Raw genomic sequence first — 4238 nt, forward strand, 5'->3', positions numbered from 1 at the left:
ACGTCGAGGGGCAGTGAGAGCGAAGCGAAAGAAATTGAAAGTCTGGGCATTGATTTACTCTTTGAATATGCGACAACTATTGAGCATTTAAAATCAATTTCTGATGATGATTTTGAAACTTTAAAAGATACAAACATCAAAGTTGATTTAGTATCTTGATTTCAAAAAGGGGGATTGGGGAACACCCCAAAAATTTATAAAAAAGGTAGGAGTAGTCAATTTGACTATTCCTGACCTTTTTATAAAACAGCAAGTGGGGTACCACTTGCTAGTCCTGCCAGCCAGATAAAAAGTATACCATGGTGTAACTGATTTGTAACAAATAAAAATTTTTAAATATGGGGGTCAATTGCACATGACAGAAGTAAAAAGAAATAGATATATTGAAAAGAAAATAAGATTGAGACCTGATGAAAACAACTACATTAAAAACAAGATGGATAATGCAGGTCGGAAAAACTTCAATGCCTTTGCACTTGAAATGTTAATACAGGGTCAAGTAAATATTGTCGATTTTAAATCTTTGAGCGACCTCAAAATTGCGATTGATAGGGTCGGAAAAAATATCAATCAGATCGCCAAAAAAGTAAATGAAACTGGAGATGTCTCAAAGAGTGATATTGATGAAACAAAAAAATTACTCAAAGAAATTGAAACAGTTGTTTATCAATCAATTCAATCAGAATATAAAAAATACAAATAATGAAATGGGGCTATAATGGTTGTTGTCGTTAAAACAATTCAAATAAAAACACCTGAACGTTTAACAAGGTCTGTCAAATATATTTTAAACCCTAAAAAAACAAATGTACCTTATGTAGAAACTGAAAAAGATTTTCCAGTCACATTTACTGAAGATAAAAAAATGATGCAATTGGTTTCTGGGCATCTAATTTCAAATGTAAATTATGCTGATCAAGAATTTTTTCTAACAAAGATAATGGCTAATGCTAGCAATGGCAATCCTGATAATTCTGACATGAACAATCCTAATCGAGTAATGGCACATCATATTGTGCAATCATTTGCCCCTGATGAAAACTTAACTCCTGAAGAAATTCATGAACTAGGGAGAAAAACAGTTTTAGAATTGACTGGTAGCGATCATGAGTTCATAGTAGCAACTCATGTTGACCAAGATCATATCCATAATCATATTATTTTTAATACAACAAATTCTACAACCCTTAAAAAATTCAGATGGCAAAAGGGTACGGCGAAAAGTTTGAAGTATATTTCTGATAAGCATGCGGACATTGCAGGTGCTAATATTTTAAGTAACACAATGAAAAACTCGTATAAGAAATATTCTGCCTATCAACGAAAAAATAATTTTAAAATTGAGATAAAGGAGCGTTTAAACTTTTTACTGAAGCACTCTACCTCCATCTCTGATTTTAAAGAAAAAGCTAAGGCTCTGAATGTAATAATTGATGATACTGGAAAAAATGTAAAATATCGTCTTGCAGATATGGAACAAAAAAGAAATACACGTGATGATACACTTTCAAAACGTGGAAAATATTCTATATCTAATATTGAAAAAATTGTCTCTAAAAATGTTTCTGTATTCTCTCAATCTGAAATAAAAAATGAATATGAAAAATTTAAAGTAGAAAAAAGTGATGATTTTGAAATGAAAATTTTAGTGGAAGATTGGCAGGTAAAAGAGGAAACAAAAAACGGTATTTATATTGACATTGATTATGGTCTACTTAATAGTGGAGCTATATTAGTGCCCTCACACCAAGTCAATAAACTTAATGATGGCAACTATAATATTTTTATCAAGAAAAAAGATTTTTTCTATTTCCCCAAATTGTAAAATGAAGTTAGCCACCTCNCAGGGAAAAAATTTTTCCACTAAAAAACACCTCAAAGATGCTATGCTGTAATTAAACAGATACCAGTCATAGGAGCTTTGAGATGCAAGAAAATTATACCACAACTTATAACCATTTGTCACTAGCTGAACGACAACTTATCGAAAAATGGTTTAAAGAAGGGATGAGTCGACGTCAGATTGCTAAGTTATTAGGTCGTAGCCATCAAACAATCAATAATGAAGTCAAGCGAGGACAAGTCCAACAAATGGATACCTTTAGAGCGTATCATATCGTCTATAGTAGCGAGTATGCGCATCAACAGTACCATAAGCAACGAAAAAAGTCTATTAAAAACACAAAGCTTGATAAGCTGGTATTGGAAAAAATTGTCCATTACATCAAGGCTAAGGTCTCTCCAGAAGTGATCGCTAAAGCTAAATTCAATGGTCAAATCAGCTACTCAAGCATTTACAACTGGATTTATAATGGCAAATTAGGCTTGAAACGTAAAGATATGCTTTATCCACATAAGACAAAAGTTATCAAGACGGTTTCAGCTAATCCTAGAGTTTACGGTAAATCCATTGAAGAACGTCCTGAAGATATAAACAGGCGCAATGAGTTAGGGCATTGGGAAATTGATACTGTCGTCTTAACAAGGGCTAAAAACAAGGTTTTATTGACTTTGACAGAGCGAAAAAGTCGTTTGGAGATTATCAGAATAATCGCTGATAAATCTTCTGAGGCAGTTAATTCTGAGCTTAAGGCATTAACTCAAAATTTTCAATTTAAGTCCATTACAGCTGATAATGGTACTGAATTTGCTCGTTTATCTGAGGCAGTTAATTGTGATATTTACTATGCTCATGCCTATTCTAGTTGGGAAAGAGGAACTAACGAGAATCACAATCGCATGATTCGTAGATTTTTGCCTAAAGGCACAATAAAAACGACCACGAAAGAGGTCGCTCAAATTGAAATTTGGATGAATAACTATCCAAGAAAAATGTTTAATTACAGCACGCCGATACAGGTTTATCTGGGTGGCTAACTTGGACTTGCAATTTGCCTTTTTTCTATTTCACAAATTCTGATGATGCGACTAAAAATAAATTTATGACTGGTAACACAGTTGCCAAGCAATTGTCTCATGATAATCAGCATTTAGTGCTTCACAAAAATCAATATATATCAAAACTTGATCAGATCATCAAAGATTTTGAGTATCTCTCTTTAAAAGGTGTTTCAACTGGTCAACAGTTTTCAGATTTGAAAAATCAATTTGAAAAACAGGTTCATGAAACAGAAAAAGAACTGTCTGTTTTAGATGAAAAAATTTCTCGTCTGAACAAAATCATCAGTGCAATTGATGGTCTCAGTTCTGATGATTTGAGAAAAGTTGAAACTTCTGAAGCAATCCTATCAGACTTAAAAATTGATAAATCGACTAAGAGAGGTGATCTAAATAAAACTATCGAGGAAGTGAAATTTGAAAGACAAGTGTTAAATGAACGATTTCATGACATTGTTGAGAAATATAAAACCTATCAGGGTGTCAAAGAAAATGTTAGAGATCGAGAAAATGATACTATCAAAAATAAAGAGGTCAAGAGGTAGCCATTGTCGCCAAAATTTAAACCAGGAATCAGCCTGCAGGTTTGTAAACGTGGCGACATTTAAAAGTTGTCGCCTAATTCTGTTCTTGGTTATTGATCGACGCGCCTGAAGTTTGGCGACAAAATATCTTTGTTGACTAATTTACTTTATATCAGTATAATGTAGGTATAAAGTAAAAAAAAGAACGTGCGCTAACACGTTCCCAGTAGAACCGTTTAAGACGGTAGCAAGTGTTCAAAATAATTCGTCAACTCGCTAAAGTTGAAGACGAATTATTTTTTGTTTTTGTCGTTAAGTTTTAAGACTAACATTGCAAAAGCAATCATCAGGCTTATCGCTTGAAAAACTGACATAATCCCTCTCTAAGAGGTCAACTAAAAATAATCTTCATAGCACCACCTCCAAATTTTATTGGTTTTAGGGCTACCGTCTTAACTTTTCTACAAGTGATATTATATCATAATATCAACAAGCAATTAACTTTGATTTAAGGCAATCATACTATAATAGAATTACCCTAAAATATTTTTTCATAAAAACCTCCCAAATAAAAGGCTACCACAAGCCTTTTATTTTTTTGCTTTCTTTAGTTCCTGCGCTAACAAATATTTGATGTAATTAGATAAAACAAGTCCATTTTCTTTTGCCAAAAACTTCACTTCATTCTTGAAACTTTCTTTGCAACGGACAACAATTTGAACATTTTTATCCTCAAAAAGTTCTGTCTAAGTAGCCATATCTCTCCTTTTTCGTATAACTAATAGTGATGGCTACAAAAATCATATTGCTATAGAT

General features: G+C 32.7%; 5 protein-coding genes. 4 read left to right on the forward strand and 1 reads right to left on the reverse strand.

Annotated features, from left to right (window positions below; all coding sequences use genetic code 11):
• The first annotated feature begins 355 nt into the window (after positions 1-355).
• The 4 genes from RU86_RS11445 (at position 356) to RU86_RS11460 (ending at position 3443) form a co-directional block, all read left to right on the forward strand.
• Positions 356-703, forward strand: a complete 348-nt coding sequence (locus tag RU86_RS11445; protein WP_096040566.1) for a plasmid mobilization protein — start codon at positions 356-358, stop codon at positions 701-703.
• A 15-nt stretch (positions 704-718) separates the two neighbouring features.
• On the forward strand, positions 719-1825 hold the full coding sequence (locus tag RU86_RS11450) for a relaxase/mobilization nuclease domain-containing protein (RefSeq protein ID WP_096815412.1): 1107 nt from the start codon (positions 719-721) through the stop codon (positions 1823-1825).
• Positions 1826-1926: 101 nt separating this feature from the next.
• Positions 1927-2877 carry an IS30 family transposase gene (locus tag RU86_RS11455; protein ID WP_068164079.1) on the forward strand — a complete coding sequence of 317 codons (951 nt, stop codon included), beginning with the start codon at positions 1927-1929 and terminating at the stop codon, positions 2875-2877.
• Between the two features lie 14 nt (positions 2878-2891).
• A complete protein-coding gene (locus RU86_RS11460) occupies positions 2892-3443 on the forward strand; it encodes a helical hairpin domain-containing protein (protein ID WP_096815413.1) in 552 nt (183 codons plus the stop codon).
• Between the two features lie 272 nt (positions 3444-3715).
• Here RU86_RS11460 and RU86_RS12380 read toward each other — a convergent pair whose 3' ends face one another.
• Complete coding sequence (locus tag RU86_RS12380; RefSeq protein ID WP_220438155.1) at positions 3716-3796, reverse strand: putative holin-like toxin; 81 nt, start codon at positions 3794-3796, stop codon at positions 3716-3718.
• Between the last annotated feature and the right edge of the window lie 442 nt (positions 3797-4238).

Origin of the sequence: Pseudolactococcus piscium, from assembly GCF_002441695.1 — a bacterium.
Lineage (GTDB): Bacteria > Bacillota > Bacilli > Lactobacillales > Streptococcaceae > Pseudolactococcus > Pseudolactococcus piscium.